The 21943-nt window shown below is 72.0% G+C and carries 23 protein-coding genes; 17 read left to right on the forward strand and 6 right to left on the reverse strand.

Features of this window, described 5'->3' with window-relative positions; translation table 11 throughout:
* Positions 1-131 precede the first annotated feature (131 nt).
* The 14 genes from ACZYRU_RS08365 (at position 132) to ACZYRU_RS08430 (ending at position 12342) form a co-directional block, all read left to right on the forward strand.
* A complete protein-coding gene (locus ACZYRU_RS08365; RefSeq protein WP_488956622.1) occupies positions 132-1016 on the forward strand; it encodes an ABC transporter permease in 885 nt (294 codons plus the stop codon).
* A complete protein-coding gene (locus ACZYRU_RS08370; protein ID WP_488956623.1) occupies positions 1013-1861 on the forward strand; it encodes an ABC transporter ATP-binding protein in 849 nt (282 codons plus the stop codon). Before ACZYRU_RS08365 ends, ACZYRU_RS08370 begins: the two co-directional genes overlap by 4 nt.
* Complete coding sequence (locus tag ACZYRU_RS08375; protein ID WP_488956624.1) at positions 1848-2708, forward strand: ATP-binding cassette domain-containing protein; 861 nt, start codon at positions 1848-1850, stop codon at positions 2706-2708. Before ACZYRU_RS08370 ends, ACZYRU_RS08375 begins: the two co-directional genes overlap by 14 nt.
* Complete coding sequence (locus ACZYRU_RS08380; RefSeq protein ID WP_488956625.1) at positions 2696-3766, forward strand: ABC transporter permease; 1071 nt, start codon at positions 2696-2698, stop codon at positions 3764-3766. Before ACZYRU_RS08375 ends, ACZYRU_RS08380 begins: the two co-directional genes overlap by 13 nt.
* Before the next feature lie 23 nt (positions 3767-3789).
* Complete coding sequence (locus ACZYRU_RS08385; protein ID WP_488956626.1) at positions 3790-4611, forward strand: MBL fold metallo-hydrolase; 822 nt, start codon at positions 3790-3792, stop codon at positions 4609-4611.
* 25 nt (positions 4612-4636) lie between these two features.
* Positions 4637-5470: an MBL fold metallo-hydrolase gene (locus tag ACZYRU_RS08390; protein ID WP_488956627.1), complete on the forward strand. Its 834-nt coding sequence runs from the start codon at positions 4637-4639 to the stop codon at positions 5468-5470.
* Positions 5471-5635: 165 nt separating this feature from the next.
* Complete coding sequence (locus ACZYRU_RS08395; RefSeq protein ID WP_488956628.1) at positions 5636-7222, forward strand: ABC transporter substrate-binding protein; 1587 nt, start codon at positions 5636-5638, stop codon at positions 7220-7222.
* 68 nt (positions 7223-7290) lie between these two features.
* Positions 7291-7977, forward strand: a complete 687-nt coding sequence (locus ACZYRU_RS08400) for a cysteine hydrolase family protein (RefSeq protein WP_488956629.1) — start codon at positions 7291-7293, stop codon at positions 7975-7977.
* Positions 7974-8771: an MBL fold metallo-hydrolase gene (locus tag ACZYRU_RS08405; protein ID WP_488956630.1), complete on the forward strand. Its 798-nt coding sequence runs from the start codon at positions 7974-7976 to the stop codon at positions 8769-8771. The genes ACZYRU_RS08400 and ACZYRU_RS08405 overlap by 4 nt, the downstream gene beginning before the upstream one ends.
* On the forward strand, positions 8761-9621 hold the full coding sequence (locus ACZYRU_RS08410) for an MBL fold metallo-hydrolase (protein ID WP_488956631.1): 861 nt from the start codon (positions 8761-8763) through the stop codon (positions 9619-9621). The genes ACZYRU_RS08405 and ACZYRU_RS08410 overlap by 11 nt, the downstream gene beginning before the upstream one ends.
* Positions 9611-10534 (forward strand): polysaccharide deacetylase family protein, encoded by a 924-nt coding sequence (locus ACZYRU_RS08415; protein ID WP_488956632.1) that lies wholly within the window; start codon positions 9611-9613, stop codon positions 10532-10534. The genes ACZYRU_RS08410 and ACZYRU_RS08415 overlap by 11 nt, the downstream gene beginning before the upstream one ends.
* Positions 10531-10926: a cupin domain-containing protein gene (locus ACZYRU_RS08420; protein ID WP_488956633.1), complete on the forward strand. Its 396-nt coding sequence runs from the start codon at positions 10531-10533 to the stop codon at positions 10924-10926. The genes ACZYRU_RS08415 and ACZYRU_RS08420 overlap by 4 nt, the downstream gene beginning before the upstream one ends.
* Positions 10927-11023: 97 nt before the next feature.
* Complete coding sequence (locus tag ACZYRU_RS08425; RefSeq protein WP_488956634.1) at positions 11024-11608, forward strand: helix-turn-helix domain-containing protein; 585 nt, start codon at positions 11024-11026, stop codon at positions 11606-11608.
* Complete coding sequence (locus ACZYRU_RS08430) at positions 11605-12342, forward strand: maleate cis-trans isomerase family protein (RefSeq protein ID WP_488956635.1); 738 nt, start codon at positions 11605-11607, stop codon at positions 12340-12342. The genes ACZYRU_RS08425 and ACZYRU_RS08430 overlap by 4 nt, the downstream gene beginning before the upstream one ends.
* Here ACZYRU_RS08430 and ACZYRU_RS08435 read toward each other — a convergent pair.
* Entirely contained in the window at positions 12322-13227 is a 906-nt protein-coding gene (locus ACZYRU_RS08435) for a polysaccharide deacetylase family protein (RefSeq protein WP_488956636.1), read from the reverse strand. The genes ACZYRU_RS08430 and ACZYRU_RS08435 overlap by 21 nt on opposite strands.
* 97 nt (positions 13228-13324) lie before the next feature.
* Here ACZYRU_RS08435 and ACZYRU_RS08440 point away from each other — a divergent pair, with 97 nt between their 5' ends.
* The 3 genes from ACZYRU_RS08440 to ACZYRU_RS08450 are packed head-to-tail and all read left to right on the forward strand — an operon-like array spanning position 13325 to position 17507.
* Positions 13325-14848, forward strand: coding sequence for a hypothetical protein (locus ACZYRU_RS08440; RefSeq protein ID WP_488956637.1), 1524 nt, complete (start codon positions 13325-13327; stop codon positions 14846-14848).
* A complete protein-coding gene (locus tag ACZYRU_RS08445) occupies positions 14845-16188 on the forward strand; it encodes an amidase (protein WP_488956638.1) in 1344 nt (447 codons plus the stop codon). The genes ACZYRU_RS08440 and ACZYRU_RS08445 overlap by 4 nt, the downstream gene beginning before the upstream one ends.
* Positions 16185-17507: an MFS transporter gene (locus tag ACZYRU_RS08450; protein ID WP_488956639.1), complete on the forward strand. Its 1323-nt coding sequence runs from the start codon at positions 16185-16187 to the stop codon at positions 17505-17507. The genes ACZYRU_RS08445 and ACZYRU_RS08450 overlap by 4 nt, the downstream gene beginning before the upstream one ends.
* Here the strand turns inward: ACZYRU_RS08450 and ACZYRU_RS08455 are convergent.
* From ACZYRU_RS08455 to ACZYRU_RS08475, 5 genes are all read right to left on the reverse strand, one after another.
* Positions 17431-18015, reverse strand: coding sequence for a HutD/Ves family protein (locus ACZYRU_RS08455; RefSeq protein ID WP_488956640.1), 585 nt, complete (start codon positions 18013-18015; stop codon positions 17431-17433). The genes ACZYRU_RS08450 and ACZYRU_RS08455 overlap by 77 nt on opposite strands.
* A 101-nt stretch (positions 18016-18116) precedes the next feature.
* Positions 18117-19859, reverse strand: coding sequence for a sialidase family protein (locus tag ACZYRU_RS08460; protein ID WP_488956641.1), 1743 nt, complete (start codon positions 19857-19859; stop codon positions 18117-18119).
* A gap of 117 nt (positions 19860-19976) precedes the next feature.
* Positions 19977-20513: a superoxide dismutase gene (locus ACZYRU_RS08465; protein WP_488956642.1), complete on the reverse strand. Its 537-nt coding sequence runs from the start codon at positions 20511-20513 to the stop codon at positions 19977-19979.
* 32 nt (positions 20514-20545) lie between these two features.
* Complete coding sequence (locus tag ACZYRU_RS08470; protein WP_488956643.1) at positions 20546-21235, reverse strand: lysoplasmalogenase; 690 nt, start codon at positions 21233-21235, stop codon at positions 20546-20548.
* A 25-nt stretch (positions 21236-21260) separates the two neighbouring features.
* On the reverse strand, positions 21261-21701 hold the full coding sequence (locus ACZYRU_RS08475) for an HNH endonuclease (protein ID WP_488956644.1): 441 nt from the start codon (positions 21699-21701) through the stop codon (positions 21261-21263).
* Between the last annotated feature and the right edge of the window lie 242 nt (positions 21702-21943).

Genomic DNA, 21943 nt, shown 5'->3' on the forward strand with positions numbered 1-21943 from the left:
GATCGCGCAAGGGTGGGTGAAGATGTGCGACGGGCCACAGAAATCCCGCTGACACGCTTGCGAACCCCTCTGAGGCGGGGTAAGAATGCTCACGTTCGCATTCAATCTGATGAAGTTTGAGGTCCTCGACCATGACATCTTCAGTCGCCCCGGCCTCCGCGCCGGTACGACGAGGCGGGCTCCGTGCAGGAACGGGACGCCGGTCCCGCAGGCGGTCGCGATCGATCGGCCTGGTCCTGGCCGTCGCGGTCGTGACCGGTCTCCCGCTGGCCGGCCTGCTGCTGCCGTTGCCCTACGACCCGGTCGCCCCCGACATCCGCGAGATCGGGCTCGCGCCGAGCTGGGACCACTGGTTCGGCACCGACGAGTCCGGCTTCGACGTCTTCTCGCGCACGATCGACGCGGCTGCCCGCGACGTCCCGCTGGCGCTGGCCGCGACCCTCCTGGCGCTCACCATCGGCGTACCGCTGGGCCTGGCGGCCACCCAGGGCCGCAGCGGCGAGTTCATCATGCGGATCGTGGACGCGGTCTCGGCGCTCCCGATCATCGTCATCGCCGTCGTCTTCGTGCAGGTCCTCGGCGGCTCGGCGCTCAACATCGTCGTCGCGATCGCCCTCATCGGCATCCCGCGCTTCATTCGGGTCACGCGCTCCAGTGCGATCACGCTGCGCTCGGCGCGCTTCGTCGAAGCGGCCGTCGCGATCGGCTGCCCGCCGACCCGGGTGGCGTTCAACCACATCCTGCGCAACTCGTACGGCGTCGTGCTGGTCCAGGCCACGCTGACGGCGTCGAACGGCATCAGCGCCATCGCGGCACTCAACTTCCTCGGCATCGGCGTCCGCCCGCCGAGTCCCACCTGGGGCAGCATGATCGACCAGGGCTCGGCGATGCTCCTGCGCGGCGAGTGGTGGGCGGCCATGTTCCCGACCCTGGCCATCGTCGTGTTCATCGGCTGCCTCAATGCCGTCGGCAACGCGATCGAGCGGCACATGGAGACCGCGGGAGGCCGCGCATGAACACGCCCACGTCCACGTCCGGCAACGAGGTCCTCCTCGACGTCCGGGGACTGGTGACCGGGTTCGAGGTCCGCAGCGGCTGGTCGGAGACCCTCCACGAGATCTCCTTCACCGTCCGCAAGCGCGAGATCCTCGGCCTGGTCGGCGAGTCCGGCTCGGGCAAGTCGACGGCAGTGCGCTCGGTGCTGGGACTGCTCGCCTCGGGCGGCACGGTCACCGGCGGCAGCGCCTGCTTCGAGGGCGAGGACCTGCTCGCCTGCGGGCCGCGCCGGCTGCGCCAGCTCCGCGGCCCGCAGATCGGCTTCGTCGCGCAGAACCCGTTCAGCGCGCTCAACCCGGTCATCCGGCTGTCCAAGCAGTTCGCCGCGATCTTCAAGGCGCACGGCCTCAAGTTCGGCACGGCTGAGCGCGAGCGCTGCGTCGCGATGCTCGCCGCAACCGGGATCCGCGACCCCGAGCAGGTCATCAACGGCTACGCCTTCGAGCTCAGCGGCGGCATGGCGCAGCGCGTCGTGATCGCGTTGGCGATGGTGCTCGAGCCGTCGCTGGTGATTGCCGACGAGCCCACCACCGCGCTCGACCTCACGGTCCAGCGACAGGTGCTCGACGTGTTCGCCGAGCTCACCATGCTCGCCGGGCGCTCGGCACTCGTCGTCACCCACGACCTCGGCGTGGTCGCCAACTACTGCGACCGCGTCATCGTGATGCTGGACGGACGGATCGTCGAGGAGGGCGACGTGTCCTCGGTGCTCACCGCCCCGCAGCACACCTACACCCAACATCTCCTCGCGTCCGCGCACGGGCGCACCTCCAACGGAGAGGCGGTCGGCCATGGCGTTCGTTGAGGTCCACGACCTGGTGAAGCGGTACGTCCGCCCCGACGGGCAGGAGCTGCTCGCCGTCGACCACGTCGGTTTCTCGCTCGAGAAGGGCGACTGCCTGGGTGTGATCGGCGAGTCCGGATCGGGCAAGTCGACCCTGGCACGGCTCGTGCTGCGACTGATCGAGCCCGACGAGGGCCGGGTCGGCATCGACGGCGTCGACGTCCGCGGGCTGCGCAAGGGCGAGCTGCGCAGGCGCCGAGCCGACTGGCAGATCGTCTTCCAGGAGCCGTTCGCCTCCCTGAACCCGCGGATGCGGATCGAGGACATCGTCGCCGAGCCGCTGGTGGTGCACCGCCCCCAGCAGTCCGCGCGCGAGCGCCGCGACCTCGTCGTGGCCACCTTGGAGGAGGTCGGCCTGTCCGGTGACCTGCTCCAGCGGCGGCCCGCCCACCTCAGCGGCGGCCAGCAGCAGCGCGTCGGCATCGCCCGGGCGCTGGTGACCGACCCGTCGTTCGTCGTGCTCGACGAGCCCACGGCGTCGCTCGACATGACGATCCGGGCCAGTGTGCTGCGCACCCTCGACCGGCTGCGCCGCGACCGCGGGCTGACCTACCTGTTCATCTCCCACGACATCACCACCGTCGAGTCGATGTGCAGCCACGTCGCCGTCATGCGCCACGGCCGGATGGTCGAGACCGGCGAGGCGTGCGACGTGCTCACGCGTCCGCAGGCCGACTACACCCGCGAGCTGCTCTCGGCCCGGCTGCTGGTCGATCCCGGAGAGAACCGGGCGCGGCGCGCGCTCGAGGCGCTGGTGCCAGCCGGCGCGACGACCGACGACAAGGAGGCCGCGGCATGCGCGGAGTGATCGGCTACATCGTCCGGCGCATCGTGGTCGGCTGGTTCCTGTTCCTGGGGTTGCTCACCCTCAGCTTCTCGTTGGTCTCGATGCTGCCCGGCAGCCCGGCCAAGGCGATCCTGGGGGAGTACGCCACCGACGAGGACGTGGCGGCGCTCAACGCCAAGCTCGGCCTCGACCAGCCCTTCCTCGCTCGCTACCTCGACTACATCGGCGGTGCGATGAAGGGCGACTTCGGGGAGTCCTTCTTCACCGGCAGCCCGGTGTTGCACAGCCTGCTGGAACGGGTGCCCAACACGCTCGTCTACCTGGTGCCCGGCCTGCTGCTCGCCACCGTGCTGGGCATCGTGTTCGGCTCCACGGCGGCGTACCGCTTCGGCAAGCCCACCGACCGCGCGTTCACGGTCGGCTCGTCGGTGCTGCTCGCCGTACCCGAGTTCGTGCTGGCCCTCGTCCTGATCGCGCTGTTCTTCAGCCTGCTCGGCGTCTCGCCGGCACCCGTCGGCATGACGTCCTCGGTCGACGCGCAGCCGCCGGACCAGACCGGGTCGGTCGTGCTCGACGCCGTCCTCGGCCGCTACTGGGCGACGTTCTGGTCGATCCTGTCGCACTCCTTGCTGCCGATCGTGACCGTCGGCGTCTTCTTCGCCGCACCCGTGTCGAAGATCGTGCGGACCGGCATGGTCCAGGCACTCGCCTCGCCCCAGATCGAGTTCGCCCGGGCCTGCGGCCTACGCCCGCTCCAGGTCTTCCGCTACGCCATGGCCGACATCCGCGGCACGATCATGACCTACTTCGTGATCATGCTCGCCAGCGCCATCAGTGGCGCCGCGATCGTCGAGAGCGTCTTCTCCTGGCCGGGCGTGGGGGGCTGGTCCCTCAACGGCGTCCTGGCCAACGACATCCCGGTCATCCAGGGCTTCGTCGTGATCATGGGCACCGCCAGCCTGGCCGGCTACATCGTGCTCGACGTGACCACGACCCTGCTCGACCCGCGTACCCGGGGCCAGGTCTCCGGGAAGCGCCGTCCGAGCGCTCGGGCCCTCGCAAAAGGATTGACGAAATGAAGACACTTCAATATGATGAAGCCATGAAGACGCTGATCCCCAACCCCTCGGTGGTCGCCCTCGGCGGCATCTACCCGCTGGACGACCTGGTCAGCTGGGTGCCGGCCGGCTCCCGCGGCTACCAGCCCGCCAACTGCTACCTGCTGGGGGAGGGTGACCACCGGCTCCTGGTCGACTCGGGCCTGGCGATCCACGCGGACCTGGTCGTCGACGGACTGAAGGAGCTGCTCGGTGACGCTGAGCTGTCGATCTTCTTCACCCGCGGCGAGATGGACTGCGTGTCCAACCTCGAGTCGATCGCGACCACGTTCCCGCTGCGCCGCCTCTACACCGGCGGTGTCACCAACCCGTTCGATGCCTTCGACGACATCAACCGGATGGCGCTGCGCAGCCGCCGCGAGCAGATCGACCAGAAGGGCGAGGGCGGCGACTCGATGGCGCGCACCCCCGAGATCGAGATCTCGCCGGGCCGGCTGCTCGAGATCGAGTCCCCGCTGCTGCGGCTGCTGCCGACCTTCTGGGGCTGGGACGGCGCGAGCGGCACGATCTTCACCTCCGACACCTTCACCCACGGGGTGATGGCCACGCCCGAGGACTCCCGGGTCATCGACGACCTCGGTCGCGACGACACCACCGCCGAGCAGGTGAAGGCCCACCTGCTCGCGAAGTACGAGTGGATCGCCCGCGCCTCGACGCGCAACCTGCGCGACTGGATCGCCGACAAGTTCGAGACCCTCCAGCCCGACGTCATCGCACCCTCGCGCGGCTGCGTGATCCAGGGACGCGACGTGGTCAAGCGCCACGTCGACTTCATGCTGGCCGCGCTCGCCCCCACCGACGACTGACGACGACAGACCCGGAGACGACGACATGACCCACGCACACGACGACGAGCCGCTGTTCGAGAAGATGAGCAGCGACCTCCCGCGGCCGATCGCCCCGGGCGTGACCTGGATGAGCTCCTGCCTCGAGTTCCACCTCCCGACCCGGGTGATCCACGGGCACACCTCGACCTACCTGGTGCAGGGACCGGACGCCTCGGTGCTCATCGACACGGGCAACCCGTCCAGCTGGGCGGCGATCTCGGACACCCTCGACGAGCTGCTCGGCGACAAGCCGTTGACCTACGTCATGCCGACCCACCCCGAGCTGCCGCACACCGGCAACCTGCCGCGGCTGGTCGAGAAGTACCCGGACATCGTGGCCATCGGTGACATCCGCGACTACCACCTCTTCTATCCGCAGGTCGTGCCGAACCTGCGGGCCGGCAAGCCCGGCGACCGGATCGAGCTCGGCGGCGGCCAGGCCGTGGTCCTGGTCGAGGCGATGATCCGCGACCTGCCCAACACGCTGTGGGCCTTCGCCACCGAGGGCGGGGTGCTCTTCACCGCCGACGGGTTCTGCTACATGCACCGACCCGAGCTCGACGACGAGGACCCGTACCACCTGCCGGGGGAGTGCGGCCTGCTCACCTCCGAGCTGGACTCGCCCCCGACCGTCGAGAACGCCGCGATGTTCACCGGCAGCGCCCTGTACTGGGCCCGCTGGGTCGACGACGCGGACACGCTGTACGCCGGCGTCTCCGAGGCCATGGAGGCCCTCGGGACCAAGATCGTCGCCCCGACCCACGGCAACGTGATCGACGACGTGGCCGGCGTGCTGCCCATCATCCGTACCGGACACCAGTCCGCGTACCGGGGCTGAGGTCCCCCTCAGGCTCCTTCGCCACCTCCCACCCCACCTCGTCGCCTGGCGACGAATCCGCCAACGGCAAGGCCGTTGGTGCGGTGTTCGCTGCTCGGGCGCGGTCGTTTCGGCGACCGCCAAGGGCGAATCCCCGCTCCCCATCAGTGACAGAGAGGACACACCATGAGGAAGCGCCCCTACATCGCCGGCGCCGTCGTCGCAGCCGTCGTACTGGCTGGCTGCTCCAACCCCGAGTCGACCACCTCCGGGAGCAAGCAGGAGACGGTGACCATCGCGGTCAACGGCCTGCCCGATGGCCTGACCGCGTCCAAGTGGGGCGGTTCCGCCTCGCACGTGGTCCTGACCGGGCTGGGGTCGCAGCTGATGGCCTACGACCTGGGTGCGACGCCGGAGGACGCCTGCACGGACCCGTCGTACGACGTCAAGGGTCGACTCGCCGAGTCCGCGGAGCTCAACGCCGACGGCACCGCGGTCGTCGTCAAGCTGCGTGACCTCACCAGCCAGTGGGGCAACAAGCTGAGCAGCGAGGACGTCAAGTGGAGCTTCGAGACCGGCATGAAGCGCGACGGCATCATGGAGGGCTCGCTCAAGTCGGCCGGCTTCGACACCGCGAACCTGGTGACGGTGGTCGACGAGAAGACCGTCGAGCTCAACCTGCTGCACGTGTACTCCTTCTCGATCACCGGCCTGCAGCAGAACCTGTTCGACGTCTACGACAGCACCGAGGCGAAGAAGCACGTCACCGGTGACGACCCGATCGCCGACAACTGGCTGTCCAACAACCTGGCGGACTACAGCGGCTGGAAGCTCGAGAGCTACACGCCTGGATCGTCGCTGGTGCTGACCGCCGACCCCGACTGGGGTGGTGAGCGCGGTTCGGTGAAGAAGCTCGTCATCAACGCCGTGCCCAACACCGCGACCCGCGCCCAGCTGGTGAGCTCGGGCGAGGCCCAGGTCGCCAACGGCTTCGACTACGACCAGTACGAGCAGCTCGCCAAGTCCGACGTCCGGGTCAACCAGTGCGCCAGCCGCAGCCGCGACACCTTGATGTTCAACACCAAGTCGGGCCCGCTCAAGGACAAGCGCGTGCGCCAGGCGCTGTCGATGGCGATCGACAGGCAGGCCCTCGTCGACGGTGCGTATGCCGGCATCGGCGAGCCCGCGAAGGGCACCTTCCCGTTCAGCCCGGGTGACGCTCCGGCGTACCAGCACGACGTCGAGGGCGCGAAGGCGCTGCTCGCCGAGGCCGGGTTCCCCGACGGGTTCAAGCTCAAGCTGTCCTACGGCACCTCGCGTCCGGGACCGGTGGCCGAGAAGTCGTCGGTGCTGATCAAGTCGCAGCTCGCCGAGATCGGCGTCGACGTCGAGCTCGAGGTGATCGCCAGCGCGACGAACCTGACCACCGTGCTGCAGGAGGGCCGCTACCAGGCGCTCCTGTACGCCGAGCCGATCGTGATCGCCGACCCGGCGTTCTACACCTACGCCTTCTACGCCTCCGACGCCCCGAGCAACGCGACGGGCTGGGGCGACCCGGCGTACGACAAGCTCCGGATGGACCTGGCTGCCACCCCGTCGGACGACACGGCGGAGCGGGAGCGGATCGAGAAGGAGATGAGCGCGATCGTCGACGACGCCGCGGCCAACCTCGCGCTGGTCGACCTGCACAACGTCAACGTGATCAGCAACAGCCTCAGCGGCGGCACGCCGCAGACGAACGGCCAGGTCTACTTCAACGACCTCGGCCGCTGACCACCCCGACCGGACGGGAGCTCGGGCTCCCGTCCGCGTCGCCCCTCACCTCCTGGAAGGCAGCACCCATGATCGAACTCTGCGGCAAGCAGGTCCGTGACACGCTCGACGAGCTCCTCGACCCGCGGACGACCGGGCTGGTCGTCATCGACATGCAGATCGGTGGCCTGACCGCCGGCCACGCGCACGGCGACGCCGGCCTCGACCTCTCGATGATGCCGCGCGTGCGTGAGCGCTGCGGTGCCGCGATCAGGGCTGCCCGCGAGCACGGCGTCCGTGTGTTCCACATCCGGGTCGAGAACTACGTCGACGGTCTCAGCTCGACGCCCGCCTGGCTGCGGGCGCTGCACACGGCCAGCGGCGACAAGCCCGTCGACCTCGGCCGGCTCAGCATCAAGGGGGACCCCGCCGGTGACTTCGCCCCCGAGTGCCTGCCCGAGGAGGGCGAGACCGTCATCACCAAGCGCCGGCAGAGCGCCTTCGTGTCCACCGACCTCGCCCTGGTCCTGCGCGGCCACGGCATCGAGTCCGTCGCCCTCGTCGGCGTCTCCACGGGCGGATGCGTCGAGGCCACGATCCGCGACGCGGTCCACAACGACTTCTACGCCGTGCTCCTCGAGGACGCCGTGGGCGCCTACGACGTCGCGGTCCACGAGGCCGCGCTCACCGTGATGCGCTCGCGGCACGACGTGACCACCGTCGACCGGGCGATCGACGCCTGGACCCGCGCGTCGGTCGGAGCGGGATCGCGATGAGCACCCCTGCGACTGCCCAGCTGCTGGGGGACGGCCCCGACGCCGTCGCCCGGCTGGGCGGACCGGCTCCCGTCGGCCCCGACGTCAGCTGGTGCCCGCCCGGCATCGCCGGGTGGCAGCCCGTCAACGCCTACCTGGTCCGCCGCGGCGGCTCGGCCGTCCTGGTCGACACCGGCGTCGGCCTGCACGCCGACGAGATCCGGGCCCAGCTGCGGACCCTGCTCGAGCCCGGCACCCGGCTGTCCGTGGTGCTGACCCGCACCGAGATGGAGTGCTGCCTCAACCTGCCGGCGATCGAGAGTGAGTTCGCGGTCGACCAGGTCTGGTACACCGGCGGCATCACGGTCCCCGTGACGCACGCCGCCGCCCGGCGCGTCAACGTCGACGCGGGTGCCTGGCTCGACCTGGAGGTCGCGCCCGGCATCGAGCTCCGGCTCCACTCGCCGCTCCTGCGGCTGCTCCCGGTCCTGTGGGTGGGCGACCCGGTGTCGCGCACCCTGCTCACCTCCGACAGCTTCAGCCACCTGTTGACCGCGGCCGACGGCACCCCGGTGCCGTACGACGTCGCAACGCTGCGTGCCTTCCACGACCTCAAGTTCGGCTGGATCGCCGATGCCGTGGCCCCCGAGGACATCGTGGCGATCGCCACGCACGTCCGCGAGGTCGTGGCCGAGCAGGACTGGCAGGTCCTCGGGCCGACGTACGGCGCCCCGGTGCTCGGGCGCGACGCCGTGCGCACCCAGGCCGAACACCTGGCCGCACACCTGGAGGGGGTGGGTCGCCGTGCCGCATGAGCTGCAGCAGCACGAGGACGCCCGCGAGCTCGCTCCCGGCGTGTGGTGGCTCGGCGGGTGCCTGCGGGCCACCGCCGCCGACGGTCCCGTCCACTACCACGTGTCGACCTACCTCGTGGTCGGCGAGACGCACACGTTCCTGGTCGACTCCGGCGACCCCGCCCACGAGGCCGCGGTCCTGCGCGGCGTCGCCGAGGTGCTGGGGGACCGGCCGCTGGACTACGTGTTCCCGACGCACCCGGAGATCCCGCACGCGGGCAACATCCCGGCGCTCGTGGCGGCCCACCCGGGGCTGCGGATCGCCGGCGACGTCCGCGACTACCACCTGTACTGGCCGCACCTGGCCGATCGCCTGGTGCCCATGGCGGCCGGCGACGTGCTCGACATCGGCGGGCGCAGCATCGAGGTGCACGCGGCCCACATCCGCGACCTGCACAACACGCTGTGGGCCTACGACACCGGCTCGCGGATGCTGTTCGTGTCCGACGGGTTCGCGTTCATCCACGAGTTCTCGCCCGAGGACCTGGAGGACGACGAGCCGATCCACCGCGAGGGCCAGTGCCGGCTCACCTCCCGTGAGCTCGGCGACGCGGTGACGGTCGACGCGGCGGCGTACGGCGCCGGGCGGTCCCTCTACTGGACGCGGTTCGTGGACGTGTCCGCGGCGTTCGACGTGATCGAGCGGTTGCTGGACGAGAAGGACGTGCGGCTGATCGGACCGGCGCACGGAGCAGTGATCGATGACGTGGCCCAGGGCTTGCGGGTGGCGCTGGGCGCCCACCGCAAGGTCTTCGGCGAGAGCTCGGGGCTGATGGCCCCGGTGAAGGAAGGAGCCGGACGTGGCGCGTGACCTGGTGGGATATGGCGAGCATCCGCCGCGGATCGAGTGGCCCGGCGGTGCCCGGGTAGCGGTCTCGGTGGTCGTGAACTTCGAGGAGGGCGCGGAGCGCTCGATCGCGGCGGGCGACCCCCGCGACGAGGACGTCCACATCTTCGGCGGCTGGCAGGCGGACCCGACGAAGCGCAGCCTGATGAAGGAGTCCTACTTCGAGTACGGCAGCCGGGCCGGGATCTGGCGGATCCTGTCGATCCTGCGGCGCTTCGAGGTGCCGGCGACCTTCATGGCCTGCGGCATGGCGCTGGAGAAGTCGCCCGAGGTCGGGCCGGCGATCGTGCGCGAGGGCCACGAGATCTGCGCCCACGGCTACCGCTGGGCCGGCACGGTCGGCATGGAGCCGGACGAGGAACTGGCCGAGATCCGGCGTTGCGTGGCGGCGATCGAGAAGGCGGCGGGCATCCGCCCCAAGGGCTGGTACGTCCGCGACGGCATCACCGAGAACACCCGGGCGCTGCTGATGGGCGAGGGCTTCCTGTACGACTCCAACTCCTACGGCGACGACCTGCCCTACTTCGTGCCGACCGAGCGGGGCGAGCACCTCGTGGTGCCCTACTCCGGCGACGCCAACGACGGCAGGTTCTGGGGCAACGCCAGCCTGGCGACGGGCAACGAGCTCTTCGAGGTCTGCCGCGACACGCTCGACTTCCTCGCGACGGAGGCGGACGGCGTACCGCGGATGATGTCGCTGGGCATCCACTCGCGCATCGGTGGGCGGCCCAGCGTCGCCAGTGGCATCCAGGCGTTCCTGGAGTACGCCGCCGGTCGCGACGACGTGTGGTTCGCGACCCGCGCCGAGATCGCGGAGTGGTGGCTGGCCGCGGTGCGCTCCGGCGCCCTCGACGCCTCCGCGGCGGCGAGCGCGTGAGCGCGAACCCGCTGGTGCAGAGCATCGACGAGCGCGGCTTCGTCGAGCTCGACCACGTGACGCCGTCGGGGACCCGGGACGAGGGGCTGATCTGCCAGCTCGTCTCGGACCGGGTCAACGGGGCCCGGGAGTTCACGGTCAGCTGGGGCCGGATGCTCCCGGGACAGCACCACGTGCGCCACCACCACGCCGAGGTCGCGGAGTTCTACGTGGTCGTCGCAGGTCAGCCGGTCATCCACCTCGGCGCGGAGGCGATCCGGGCCCGGCCCGGCCAGGCGTTCTACATCCCGCCGGGCACGACCCACGGCATCACGAACGACACCGACGAGGTGGTGGACCTGGTGGCCGGCGTCAATGCCGTCGGCTCGTGGGACTTCATCGCCGACGAGTGATCGGCCACGCCGCATGAACGACCGACGACGGGTGGTCGAGTTGATAACCTCCTCCTCTTCAATAAATGCACGACTGCCGGAAGGTATTGAAGAGGCGATGGACGCACAGCGCGAGACATGGGTCAGCCACATCGGTGCCACGATCAAGGCGAGCCGCGTGGGGCGGTTCACGGTGGAGGAGCTCGCCGACCGGGCGGGCGTGAGTGCCGGCCTGATCAGCCAGATCGAGCGGGGGATCGGCAACCCGTCGTTCGAGACGCTGCTGCGGCTCTCCAGCGCCCTCGACCTGCCGATGGCCGAGCTGTTCTCGGCCCAGCCCGGCGGTGACCCGGCCGGCCGCGTCGTGCGCCGCGCGGACCGCCGCCGGATCGAGGTGCCCCGCGAGGGCATCGGCATGGAGATGCTCGTCCCCGACGTCGACCGCCGCCTCGGCGTGCTCATCATGACCCTGCCGCCGAACCTCGAGGGCAGCTCGATCCGCAGCTCCCACGAGGGCGAGGAGTGCATCCTCGTCATCGAGGGCGCCCTGGTCGCCACGGTCGGCGACCAGCGCTACTCCCTCGCGGAGGGCGACACCATCACCTTCGACGCCGTGATCCCGCACTGGTGGTCGAACCTGACCGACCAGCCGGCCCGGATCCTGGCCATCTCCACCCCACCCTCGCAAGGAAGAGCGCATTGACCTCCTCGGCCTCCGGTCCCTTCGCGGGTCCACGTCGCATCGGCCTGCTGGTCCCGGCCAGCAACACGAACGCCGAGCCGCTCACCGCGGCCGTGCTCCACGACGTACCGGAGGTCGAGGTCTTCGCCAGTCGGTTCCGGCTGCCGGTGTCCCTGGCCGCGCGCATCGACAGTGCGGTGCTGGGTGACGCCGTACCGCTGCTCGCCGAGACCGTGCCCGATGTCGTCGCCTTCCACGGCACGGCGGGTTCCTGGACCGGCGTCGACGCCGACGCCGTGCTGGCCGCCGAGCTGGCCGCAGCGACCGGCGCATCGGCCGGGACGACGGCCACCCAGGCGATGTACGCCGCCCTGGCTGCGCTCGGCGCACGCTCGGTGACGGTCGTCTTCCCGGGCTCCGACGAGATCGTCTCCGGCATCGCCCGTGAGCTCGGCGCGCGGGGGATCGAGGTCGTCGGTCGCTCGACGCTGCCCTCCGACCTCACCAACGCCCAGATCGCCGCACTGGAGCGGGATTCCGTCGAAGCGCTCCTGGCCGGGGGTTCTCGTGCGCGCGCGGATGCGGTGCTCTGCGTGGGCACCAACCTGCGCGCGGGCTACCTGGTCGACGAGCTCGAGGAGCGGCTCGGGCTGCCGGTGGTCGACAGCGCCGTGGCCGTCGCGTGGCACGTGCTCCGGCTGGCGGGCGTCACGGTCGCCGTGCCCGGCTGGGGATCACTGCTCCGCGACCACTGACCGCCACCAGCGTGCGATCTCGCTGCGCTGGGCGAAGACGACCCCGGGGGTGTTGCTGGCATGGGCGACGAAGCGCTGCAGCGCGCCGGCGTACGACGGCCGGCCGATCCAGCGCGGGTGCAGCCCGACGCTCAGCACCTTCGGCCCGGGGCGGTCGTCGGTCGCCAGCATCGTCAGCGCGCTCTCGAGCTGGGTGAGGTACTGCCCGGCGGTCGCGATCGTGGTCAGCAGCAGCGAGTCGTTGGTGTCGGCGGAGTAGGGGATGGTCACCGCGCCGTCCGGGCCGTCGGGCAGGAACGGCAGGTCGTCGGAGAAGCAGTTGTCGTCGTGGCCGAACCCCCGCTCGGCGGCGAGGTCGAAGCTCGCGCGGGAGTGGCCGTCCTTGGAGTACCAGGAGGTGGGCGTGGTTCCCGTCGTGCGGTGCAGGATCGCCGCGGACTCGTCCATCCGGGCATGCAGCTCGTCGTGGGTCAGGTCGCAGTGCGGCTCCCACCACAGGCCGTGGTCGACGACCTCGATTCCGCGCGCGGCGAGCGCCGCGCCGAGGGCGGGGTGCTGCTCGAGCGCCCGGCCGCAGGCGAAGGCGGTGGCGGGTACGCCGGCAGCGTCGAGGATGCGCAGCACGCGCCAGATCCCGGCCCGGGCGCCGTAGTCGAAGCCGGACTCGAGCGACGGGTTGCCCCTGTCGTGGGGGACGTCGGTGATCCAGTGGGCGTTGACGTCGTCCACGTCGTCGCCGCGGCTGCGGTGCCGCTCGGCGCCGTCCTCGATGTTGATCACCAGGCTCACCGCGACTCGGGCGCCGGCGGGCCAGGCGCCGGCGGGCGGGTGCTCGCCGTAGCCGGCGAGGTCGCGCGGGCGGTCGTAGCGGTCTGACGGCTGCATGGCGGCTCCTCGAGGTTGGATGGATTCATCGTATAATGAAGATTGTTTCGCTATGATGAAGACCGTCGAACGAAACAGCACGGAGTCGGAGGTCGGCATGCGGCGCGTCATCACCCACACCCTGGTCGTCACGGGCGAGCCGGGGGAGGCCTTCGAGGACGTCGACATCGAGGTGGCCGACGGCCGCGTCGTGGCGATCGGCCCGGGCCTGGGTGCCGGTGCCGACCCCGCCGAGGTGGTCGATGGCCGCGGCATGATCGCGCTGCCCGGCCTGGTCAACGTGCACGTGCACGGCGTGACCCCGGGGCCGCTGATGCCCAGTGGCGGGCAGGCCCTGCCGCGCTGGCAGTGGTTGTCGAACCTCGACCGCCACCTCCTCCAGGGCACGACCGCGGTGCTCAACCTCTGCGGTCTGACCACCATGGACCAGGTTCGGGTGGCCGACGCCGCACACCCGGTCCGGGTCGGAGGGGCCACGACGCACGAGCCGCACGCGCTCGCTGCCGCACGGGCTGCCGACGGGGCCGGGCTCACCAGCGCCGCGCTGGCGACCTCGGTCGCCGAGCAGGTCGCCCAGGGCGCCGTCGCCGTCGGCGAGCTCGGCGGCGGTCAGACCCTTGCCGGTGGCGGACAGGACGTCGTCTACATCCCGGCCGCCTTCGCCGCGCGGCACGCGATCACCGTCGAGGCGGAGCAGGCGCGCGTCCTCAAGGAGGCGGTGCTCGGCCGGACCCTGGAGTGGGTCGAGACCGGCGACGTCGCCGCTGCTGCCGACCGGGTCGCCGCCACGCTCGCCGAGTGCGGGCTCGCCGGACGGGTCGAACCCACTGCCGTCGTCGCCCTCGTGAACGACGTCGTGCTGCCCTCGCTCGCGCCCGCGCTGGCCGGCATCCGCGAGGGGATCCGACTCGCCGCTGAGCACGACCTCCCGGCCTTCGTGCACAGCGCCGCCGTGACCGGGTCGCTGTTCACCGGGCTCGCCGCCGCGCCGGCCCCCCTCGGCGGAGCGCGGGTCGTGGCGTGCCACGTCAACCACCCGTCGTACACGCCCGCGGAGGCGGCCGCGATGGTCCGCCTCGGCCGGCGGGCCGGCTGGACCAACGAGGCCTGCGTGCTCGACCTGCTCGACCAGCGCGCGATGGTCACCACCCGCGAGCACTGGGACGCGGTGCTCGACACGGGCGAGGTCGACGTCATCGCCAGCGACTACGGGCCGGGCGGCCGGCACGACGGCCCGCTGCACGCCGTACGTGACCTGGTCGACAGCGGCCGGCTCCCTCTCGCCGACGCCGTCGCGCTGGTCAGCTCCGCACCGGCGGACCTGGTGCCCGGCCTGACGCCCTCCCACGGACGGCTGCGCCCCGGCGGGCCCGCGGACCTGGTGCTCGTGGCGCGCGGCGACCTGACCGCGGTCCGGGCCGTGCTCATCGACGGGCAGGTCGTGGCCCGCGACGGCCGCACCACCTACGACCCGCCGACCCCGTTCCTGTCCGAACCGGAGTTCGCCCGTCTCGAGGCGAGCGTCGGACGCGACCTCGCGCTCCAGGACGAGGCCGCCATCGCGTTCGCGCACGCCGGCTTCCGGGACCGTGCGGCCGCCCTGCGTGAGTGGACCCCGTGAGCAGCGCGACCGTCCTCGGCCTCCCCGTGCCCGGCGCCGCCGAGGTGGCCCGCCGGATCCGGCGGGGCACGACGGGAGCCGTCGAGCACGTCACCCAGGTGCTCGCCGCCATCGACGAGACCCAGGCCGAGATCGCCGCCTGGGCGTACGTCGACCACCACGGCGCGATCGAAGCCGCCCGGCACGCCGACGCCCTGCGCGCCGCAGGCGCCCGGCTCGGCCCGCTCCACGGGGTGGCGATCGGCGTCAAGGACGTGCTCCCCGTCGCCGGCATGCCGATGCTCGCCGGATCCCGTGCCCTGTCCGGCGTGCCCGACACCGAGGACGCGGCCGCGGTCGCGCGGTTGCGGGCGGCCGGCGCGATCGTCGTCGGCAAGACCACCACCCACGAGCTCGCCTCCGGGCAGGGCGATCCGGGAACCCGCGGTCCCCGGCACCCCGACCGGCACCCGGGCGGCTCCAGTGTCGGCTCCGCCGTCGCGGTCGCCGCCGGCACCATCGGCGCGACCCTCGGCACCGACACCACGGGCTCGATCCGCAACCCGTCCGCGGCCCAGGGCGTCGTCGGCTTCAAGCCGTCCCACGGCGCCGTCGCCACCCAGGGCCTGCTGCACTTCAGCCCCAGCCTCGACGTCATCGGCCCGATCGGCAGCACCGTCGCCGACTGCCGGCTCGTCTTCGAGGCGCTCGCCGGAGCCTCCGTCGCACCCGTGACCCCCGCACGTCCGGTGCGACGGCCGGTGCTGGTCGTGCCGACGCCGACGCCTGCCGGCACACCCGCCTTCCGGGCCGCGCTCGACCGGGCGCTCGGACAGCTCGCCGATGCGGGGCTCGTGCTCGTGGAGCACCCAGGGCCGTCGTACGCGATGGGGATGACGGCGGCGCTCGTGCTCAGCCTCGTCGAGGGCGCCGAGCAGCACGCGGAGCGGCTGCGCGAGCGAGGCGGCGACTACCTGCCGGAGACCCGGCGCCTGATCGCGGCCGGCCGCCTGCTCGGCCGCGCCGACGTGGAGGCCGCCCGCCGGGCCGCGGGGCGGATCCGCGAGGAGCTGGCTGCGCTGCGCGCGGAGAGCGGTGGCGACGCGATCGTCAGCCTGACCCTGCCCGGCCCGCAGCCCCTGCTCGTCGAGGCCGAGACGTCACTGACCGCGCCGGCCCAGCAGGGGGCGATGAGCGCCGGCATCCAGCACCTGTCGACCGCGAACCTCACGGGCGCACCCGCGATCACCCTGCCGATCGGCCTCGCCGAGGGGCACCCGGTCGGGCTGCACCTCCTCGGGCTCGGCACCGACCTCGAGCTGCTCGACGCGGCCGCCGCGGTCGAGCGGATGCTGGCGTGAAGGGCTGGCGCGAACGGCCGGAGCCGGTCCTGCTCGTGGCCGTCGCGGTCTTCATGGTCGCGATCTTCCACCGCTCGTCGCTCGCGGTGGCGGGCCTGGTCGCGATCGACCGGTTCGGGCTCTCGGCGGCCCAGCTGTCGCTGCTCATCGTGCTGCAGCTGGTGGTCTACGGGGTGATGCAGATCCCGGTGGGTCTGCTGGTCGACCGCTTCGGCGCCCGCAGCATCCTGCTGGCCGGCACCTTGCTGCTCGCCACCGGGCAGCTGCTGTTCGCCGGCGCGGACACCTATCCCGCCGCGCTGCTCGCACGCTGCCTGGTCGGAGTCGGCGACGCCTTCACGTTCCTGTGCGTCGTACGGCTGGTCAACACCTGGGTCGCGCCGCGGCGGGTCCCGCTGGTCCTGCAGTTCTCCGGGCTCGCGTCGCAGCTCGGCACCATCCTCGCCGCACTGCCGATGGCCTGGGCGCTCGCGCACGTCGGCTGGAACCTCGCCTATGGCATCCCGGCGGTGGCTGGCCTGGTGCTCCCGGCACTGATCCACGTCTTCGTGCAGGACGAGCCGGGGCGTCGTACGGCGCGCGGATCGGCGCTCACCCCGCGCACCGTGCGCGCGAACGTCGCCGCCTGCTGGGCCCACCCCGGCACCCGCCTCGGCTTCTGGATCCACTTCACCACGCCGTTCGCGCAGACGTCGCTCGGCCTGCTGTGGGGACTGCCCTTCTTCGTCGAGGGCCAGGGCACCAGCCGCGCCGCGGCCGCCTCGCTGCTGACCGTGATGGTGGTCTCGGCGATGTGTGCCGCGCCGGTCCTGGGCTGGTTCATCGCGAACTTCCCGGCCGGGCGTGCCACCCTCGGCACCGGCATCGTGCTGATGCTGATGACGGTGTGGAGCGTCGTCCTGCTCTGGCCCGGCGGCGCACCGCTGCCCGTGCTGGTCTGCCTCGTCGTCGCCAACGGCATCGGCGGCCCGGCGGCGATGATCGGCTTCGACTTCGCCCGCACCTCCAACCCCGACGCCCGGCTGTCGACAGCGATGGGGATGATCAACGTCGCCGGTTTCATCGCCACCTTCGTGGTGATGGCTGCGGTCGGCCTGGTGCTCGACCTGCGCTCCGGCGCGTCCGGCGAGCGCTCCCCGGCCGACTTCGCCTGGGCCATGGGGGTGCAGTACGTCGTGTGGTGCGGCGGGCTGCTGCAGATCGTGCGCTACCGGCGGCGGCTGGGCCGGTTCTCCGGCGAGGTCAGTGCTGTGGTGCCGGCGCGATCCGGGCCACGGCCACCCGGCCCGCACCTGCCAGCCGCACCTGCTCCTGGGTGACCGCGACGTCGCCGGTCGCGAGGTCGGTCGCGAGGTCGGTGTCGCTGTCGGTCAGCCGGGCCTCGCCCTCCAGCACGACGAGGACCACCGTCCCCGACGCCGGTACGACGACCGCCGGGTCGCCGTCCGTCAGCATCCGGACGTCCAGGGTCGCCCGGGCCGCGCCCCGGCGGGTCATCACGTTGAGGTCGCGGGTCGGCTGCTCGACCGTGCACTGCACCGGGACGCCGCCGTCGAAGGCGAACGGTTCGTCGGTGCGCAGCACCTGAGTGCGGCCCGGAAGCCGCAAGGTCATCGAGGGGCCCTCGATGAGCACGATGATCCGGTCGATGCCCGGGAACGCCGAGAAGTCGCCGCTCTGGGCCACCTCGGCCAGGCTCACCCGCCAGGTGAAGTCGTCGGGGGCGCCACCGAGCGCGATCTCGGTGGTCATGCCCTGGCCGTTGCGCCACGGCACCCGGTGCAGGTCGGCGGCGCGGGTGATCGTCGTACTGGTCTCGGTGCTCATCGCCTCCAGTCCACCCGATCGGGGCTCGTGGCGGAACCACCGAGGGCGCCGCGGTGTCTGGTATGCCAGACACCGCGGCGCCATGTCGCGCCCTGGGGAGGTCAGGGCGTGGGATCGGTGACCGTGGCGCCGTGGATGTCGCTGTTGCCGAACGCCGCCGGGCAGCTGCCCTGCACGTCCGGTGCCGGTTGCGGGGTGGCGGTGTAGAGCGATGCCCGGTAGGCGTCGATGGCAGGGCAGTCGGCCGCGTGGGAGGCGTCGTTCCAGACGCCGACCGCTCCGTCGCGGGTCGCGGCGGTGTAGACGTAGTCGCCGAGGAACTCCGCCGTCAGGCCGTTCTGCGACGTGCCGCGCGGGTCGCCGACAGCGCCCCGGACCAGCACGGTCCACGGGCCGAGGACGCCGGCCGGACCGACGTCCGCGTGCAGCACCTGGCCGAGCAGGCCGCGAGGCGTCGTGGTGTCGGTGCGGTACGGCGTCGTGAACGCGTTGACCGTCAGGTAGGCGTCCGTCCCGTCGGGGGACAGGGCCGGCGCCGTGTAGAACGGCCGGTCACCACCGGGCAGCGGTACGACGGCCGGTGCCGTCCAGCTGGCGCCACCGTCGCGCGAGGTCGTCGCGAGCACCTGCTCGTTGTTTGCGCCGCTCGAGGCGTCCGCCCAGGTCATCAGGATCTGGTCGGTCGCGTCCGCACCGGTCGGCGCCCCGTTGGCGATGTCGACGCTCGGGCCGGCCGCGAGGTCCACGCGCGCACCCGCGATGCCGTCCATGTTCGGCCTGCCGAGCACCGGGTCGAAGGTGCCGGGCTGCACCGCTGCGGCCACGGGCGTCGGGCCGGTGAAGTGGGCGCCGCCGTCGGTGGAGCGGTACATCAGCTGCAGGGTCTGGCCCTTGCGCTTGCCGATCCCGAAGACGTAGACGGTGCCGTGGCTGTCGGTCCGCACGGTGCAGCCGTCGGGCTGCGAGCTGATGCCGTTGTCCGTCGCCGGGCTCACCTGCCGGGTGGTCCAGGTCGCGCCACCGTCACCCGAGCGGGCGAGCGTCAGCGGCGTCGGCAGTGCCTGGCCGTGGCTGTTGCTGCGGAAGGACGCCCAGCACACGTAGACCGAGCCGAAGTGGGGGCTGCTCGCCGCGTTGTCGGCCCACACCTGCTCCTTGTCGGAGAAGGTCGTCGTCGACTGCCGCGAGACCAGCACCGGGTGACTCCACGCGTCCTTCGAGCCGGCGGCCGCGGCGGGCACGTCGTCGACGTACGACACCGCGATCGCCTCGAAGCCCCGGAAAGCGTCGTTGTGCGGCGCAGCCCCGACCGGGGAGGTCAGGTTGGCGTAGTAGAGGCGCGATCCGTTGTCCCACGAGAACCGGCCGTCGGCGCCCGGGCGCGGGCCGAACGACACGGCCGGGTCGCCGTCGGACACGATGCCCGCCTCGGCGTACCAGGGGATCGTGCCGATCGGGCCGGTCGTCGCCGTGCACTCCGCCGGGCCGGTGCAGGACCGCGCGGACAGGCCGGAGTAGGTCGGCTGGACCCAGGAGTCGCCGCCGTTCATGGAGAAGTAGATGCCGGAGACCCCGACGCCGCTGGTGAACGGGCAGGTGGTCGGGTCGCCCGCAGCGCAGGCCTCCATGTCGATCTCGTCGTTGGCGCCGGCTGCCATCACGTCGGGCTGGTGGGCGTCGATCGCGACGGCGGGCTCGTTCTGCTTGTTCTGCGAGAAGGGCCCGACCGGGCTGCCGGTGGACGGCACCTCGACCGGCGAGCCGACGGCGGTCGCGCCTGCGACCGCGGAGAAACAGAGGACCGCGGCGGCGAGCGTCGTGGTGGCGAAGCGTCTGACAGACATCGGTGGCCTCCATGAAGAGATTTCCCGGTCCGTCCGCCAGCATGCACCCGCCCGCAGGGCACGACAACCCCTCGACTGGAGGTTCGAGGGGCTGTCGGCCGATCGGGGGAGTCGGACTCAGAAACCGACGGTCAGGCAGGCGAGCCGCGCGCCCGCCGTGCCGGCGGTGCCGGGATCCTCACTGGTGCCGTGCTCGTGGAGGATCACCGAGCCCGCGCGGCGGTCGGGCGCGAACTGCCAGCGCACCAGGGTCTGCGCCGAGCCGTTGCCCTCGGCGTCGGTGGTGAGGTCCAGCCAGATCTCGTTGCGCGGGTTGGCGTAGGCGGGGTCGATGCTGGGCTGCACCGGGTCCACGACGTGCTGGAAGTGCGGACCGGCCGCTGCGCCGGTCGCACCGCAGGCGTTCCGGTGGGCGTGCGCGCCGTACTCCGTGTTCGGCTTCAGACCGCGCACCTGCAGGGTGATCACGGTGCTGCCGGAAGCGTTGGCGACTGCCTGCACCCGCGCGCTCGCACCGGTCGGGACGGCCGCCGAGTAGGCGATCAGCGGGCCCTCGGCGCGGACGCGGCTGGCGCTGGCGAGGGCGGGGGAGGCGGCCAGCAGGGAGAGGGCAGACGCGGTGGCGAGAAGGGCGAGGGGACGGGAGGCGTTCATGCCCCTCTGTGCCCCCGAAGGCTGCGATCGGTTCAGCGACCGGCGCGCGCGGCTCCCTCGGCGAGCAGCAGCTGGGCGCCGGTGTACGTCGCCATCACGACCGACTCGAGACGCTCGGGCGCGTTCGGCAGCAGGAAGGTCCGGGCGCCGAGGACCGCGTCGGAGGCGAGGAACATCGCCCCGCCGGCGGCGGTGAGCAGCCGGGCGTCCCGCGGCAGCGCCGGGTCGAGGTGGGAGGCGGTGGCCGCCATCGCGGCCAGCAGGCCGGAGTAGCCGAGCAGCGTGGCCCCGAGCCTGCGGTCCTTGCTCGCCGCCTTCGCCGCGACGACCGGGCCGCTGGTGGCCCACAGGCCGCCGATCACGCGGGCGGTGCGGCTCGCCGTGATCGGGGTACGACGGTCGCGGTGGCGCAGGAAGCCCGAGACGTAGGCGAGGTGGCCGACCCCGAAGGACGTCGCGCCGGCCGCGAACGCCCGCTCACCCTCGCCCAGCAGCAGCACGTCGCCGCCCCAGCCACCGACCTGGGCGGCCAGCGTCGTGGTCCGCAGCGGCGACTGCGCCGCCCGCGGATCGGTCGCGAGCGCCGAGCCCAGCGTCGGAAGCAGCAGCGGCTTGGTGACGTGACGGACCTTGTGCGCCCACGGGCGGCTCGACCCCGCCAGGGCGGTGTCGGCCGCCGCGAGGGCGACATAGGCGAGCTTGAGCTTGGTGGACGTGCGCACGCCCGAACTCTAGGGGGCAGAGCAGTCAGGCGACGGCCAGCTGCGCCCGCGTCGGCACGAACGGGGCGAGCCGCAGCCGCATGCCGGCCTCGGCCGGGGTGCGGTTGGCCTTGCGACCGTTGCACGGGCTGCACGCAGCAACCGTGTTCAGCCAGGTCCACCCGCCTCCGCGGCTCTGCGGGAGCACGTGGTCGATGGTCGTCGCGTACGAGCCGCAGTAGGCGCAGCAGTACCGGTCGCGCTTGAGCACGTTGCTGCGCGAGTACGCCGCCGGCCGGTACATCCACTTCGCGGCGACGTAGCGCACCAGCCGGATCACCCGCGGCCACGGGTGCGGCCCGATCATCCGGTCGTCGTGCGCCTCCTCGACGGTGGCGACCTCGCGGAACAGCATCCGCACGGCGTGCTGGAAGGTCACCGTGCCGAGCGGCTCGTAGGAGGCGTTGAGCAGCATCACGGTCGTCATGGCTGCCGTCACCCCCTTCCTTCGCTGGCCTGGTCGCTTGGTCGTACGGCACCTGTCGGATGGATCGTCCAGGGTCCGTATTTCCGTTCGGCCACGAAGGCATGAAGGGCAGGAGACCTCTGCGCGAGGTCCGACACCTCGAATGTACGTCGGTGCGGCCGCCGCGTTCCACCGAATTGGTGGGCCCCCGGCGCGTCCCACTGACCGGGAGAGCGGTCGGCTGGCGGTGTGACCGGGGCCAC

The organism is Nocardioides sp. F233 (assembly GCF_057813895.1).

Coding starts and splice junctions, on each gene's coding strand:
- ACZYRU_RS08365 (WP_488956622.1), top strand. CDS start 132: ATGACATCTTCAGTCGCCCCGGCCTCCGCGCCGGTACGACGAGGCGGG.
- ACZYRU_RS08370 (WP_488956623.1), top strand. CDS start 1,013: ATGAACACGCCCACGTCCACGTCCGGCAACGAGGTCCTCCTCGACGTC.
- ACZYRU_RS08375 (WP_488956624.1), top strand. CDS start 1,848: ATGGCGTTCGTTGAGGTCCACGACCTGGTGAAGCGGTACGTCCGCCCC.
- ACZYRU_RS08380 (WP_488956625.1), top strand. CDS start 2,696: ATGCGCGGAGTGATCGGCTACATCGTCCGGCGCATCGTGGTCGGCTGG.
- ACZYRU_RS08385 (WP_488956626.1), top strand. CDS start 3,790: ATGAAGACGCTGATCCCCAACCCCTCGGTGGTCGCCCTCGGCGGCATC.
- ACZYRU_RS08390 (WP_488956627.1), top strand. CDS start 4,637: ATGACCCACGCACACGACGACGAGCCGCTGTTCGAGAAGATGAGCAGC.
- ACZYRU_RS08395 (WP_488956628.1), top strand. CDS start 5,636: ATGAGGAAGCGCCCCTACATCGCCGGCGCCGTCGTCGCAGCCGTCGTA.
- ACZYRU_RS08400 (WP_488956629.1), top strand. CDS start 7,291: ATGATCGAACTCTGCGGCAAGCAGGTCCGTGACACGCTCGACGAGCTC.
- ACZYRU_RS08405 (WP_488956630.1), top strand. CDS start 7,974: ATGAGCACCCCTGCGACTGCCCAGCTGCTGGGGGACGGCCCCGACGCC.
- ACZYRU_RS08425 (WP_488956634.1), top strand. CDS start 11,024: ATGGACGCACAGCGCGAGACATGGGTCAGCCACATCGGTGCCACGATC.
- ACZYRU_RS08435 (WP_488956636.1), bottom strand. CDS start 13,227: ATGCAGCCGTCAGACCGCTACGACCGCCCGCGCGACCTCGCCGGCTAC.
- ACZYRU_RS08440 (WP_488956637.1), top strand. CDS start 13,325: ATGCGGCGCGTCATCACCCACACCCTGGTCGTCACGGGCGAGCCGGGG.
- ACZYRU_RS08455 (WP_488956640.1), bottom strand. CDS start 18,015: ATGAGCACCGAGACCAGTACGACGATCACCCGCGCCGCCGACCTGCAC.
- ACZYRU_RS08460 (WP_488956641.1), bottom strand. CDS start 19,859: ATGTCTGTCAGACGCTTCGCCACCACGACGCTCGCCGCCGCGGTCCTC.
- ACZYRU_RS08465 (WP_488956642.1), bottom strand. CDS start 20,513: ATGAACGCCTCCCGTCCCCTCGCCCTTCTCGCCACCGCGTCTGCCCTC.
- ACZYRU_RS08475 (WP_488956644.1), bottom strand. CDS start 21,701: ATGACGACCGTGATGCTGCTCAACGCCTCCTACGAGCCGCTCGGCACG.